At 46.5% G+C, this 2,158-nt stretch carries 1 protein-coding gene; it reads right to left on the reverse strand.

Annotated elements, in window-relative coordinates; all coding sequences use genetic code 11:
- Positions 1 to 87 precede the first annotated feature (87 nt).
- Positions 88 to 1,599, reverse strand: coding sequence for a group II intron reverse transcriptase/maturase (locus F6K20_RS35390; protein WP_287297939.1), 1,512 nt, complete (start codon positions 1,597 to 1,599; stop codon positions 88 to 90).
- Positions 1,600 to 2,158 lie beyond the last annotated feature (559 nt).

Here is a 2,158-nt window from a genome sequence, read left to right on the forward strand (position 1 = left end):
GATTAGAGTCGATGCCTGGTATTACCCAGGGCACCTCTCCTTCAAATCCGGACGTGAAAGTTTCCCCTCATCCGGCTCCTGGATATCCTAGTCTTTCGACTTGCCCCCGTGGATGTTTTGGTGACAACTTTGGTGGACAGCCATGAGGTTGTTTTTCTTCCAGTTGTCATGATTTCCATCAATGTGGTGGAGATGTACTCTTTCTTCATCGATGAATTTCATTCCGCAATATCCACAGGAATGGTTTTGTCTCTTCAAAGCTTCTACGGTAGCATCGGAGTAGAGCGTAGAATTTCTCTGGCTCCAATAGACTAAGTCTCCGTCATAAGGGGACTTAGTCCCTTTTACCATTACGTGTTTGTTTTGTTCATACCCTACTGCGGGGAAACCTTTCTTGCACAGTTCATTGGCCTGATACCGGTTTACCTTCTTTTCGCTACGGAATTTCCGGTTTGCGGTTCTTCTTGTATGCCATAAACTGTCTCGGGAACTGCTCATATCGCAATTTTTATGGTAATTCCTCCACCCACGCACAATGGGGGCTAGTTTCTTAGCTTTGACTTTTGCACCATAATTCGAGCTGTTGACTACGGCCTTAATTTTCCTGCGGATGTTCCTGTGATTCTCCACTGAGGGAGTACAGTGGAACTTTCCGTTTTGTTTGACACGCATATGCCATCCTAGAAAATCGAATCCGTCTGTCGTCTTGGTTATCTTGGTCTTTTCTTCACTGATTTCCATCCCGCGTTCTGCCAGGAATTTCTTGATTTTGTTCAAGATTTTCTCGGCGTTATCTTTTGGCTTAAGGAATATCACCATATCGTCTGCATATCTGACGCTTGGGTGTATATCCTCTATTCCGTCAAGTGCAATATTGGCGAGTAATGGGCTAACGACGCCTCCCTGTGGGGTTCCTTGCTCAGGAAATCCCAGGTCAACTCCTGCTTTGAGACAGCGGAATATCCCAGTCTTCAAACTTGCTGGTGCAATTACCCTATCCATTATGGACTTGTGGGAGATGCGATCGAAGCATTTCTTGATGTCCAGCTCGACCACTCTTTTGGTGATGCCTTTTGAATGTGCGTTCAAGTTAGTGAACACGTATTTTTGGGCATCGTGGGCACTTCTTCCTGTTCTGAACCCATAACTACGGGCATGGAACAAGGCTTCATGTGCTGGTTCGAGAGCGAATTTTGCTAGACATTGCCATGCTCTATCGGAGATTGTTGGTATCTTGAGTATCCTTACTTTCCCATTCTTTTTAGGGATTGAGATTTCTCGGAGGCCGGAGTGCTTCCAGTCGAGGGCGTTTTGCCTCATATTCTCAAGTAGTCCCAGTCTCTCGTCATAATTCAGTGCAGTTTTCCCATCGATACCGGCGGTTTTCTTGCCCTGATTGAGCTGTGTTACTTGACGGATGGCCAAGAGCTGTGCTGAACGGGATTTCAGTATCAGTTTCTGTAGAGACCGAGCTTTTCTCAAGTCACCAGCTTGAACCGCTTTGTACACGCGCCTCTGTAGGCGGAAAAGATTTTTCCGGAGTTGCTTCCAGTTTTGTCTTTTCCAAAGGTCACTAGACTTTTGTCTGTGTCTACCCATTCTCTCCGTTGGTTTGTGTGTTCTGAATACCCGTGCCCAGTTTTGAGCACATCTTACCCGATGGTGGGGATTAGGCTTGGCATAGCTTACCGAAGTTACGACTGTTCTCCAGACCCAAGTATTGCCATCGTTTTTACTCGTTCCATTTCCCAGATTGTTTTGATGATTTAGGGCAGTCCACTTTGCCTATCCTCTTCTCGGAGATTACGGATAACCATATATCTTTCCGTGAGAATGAGAGGATGCCATACACATGTTTTGTTCAGACTGTGTTGGATAAGTAAGACACTTTTCCAGGACTTATTTACCCATGTCATCTCCCCGTTAGCGGCAGTGTGGCTAATCTGTTTCACCTCTGATTCCGCCCTGGTGCCAGCTTCACTCTGGTGAAATGCCGTTCACCTCGGTGTGGCCAAAGATAGGGAGTCACTTGTCTCCTCAAGGGGTGGGTTTTCACCACCATCCAAGAAATAGTTAGGATTTCGGGGGTTATCCCGCGAATCCCTTAGCTCATACCCCTCTAGTTTCTAGAGGCTCCTAGCTAAAACGAGCCGCACTA

The organism is Moorena sp. SIO2C4, assembly GCF_010672485.1.
GTDB lineage: Bacteria > Cyanobacteriota > Cyanobacteriia > Cyanobacteriales > Coleofasciculaceae > Moorena > Moorena producens.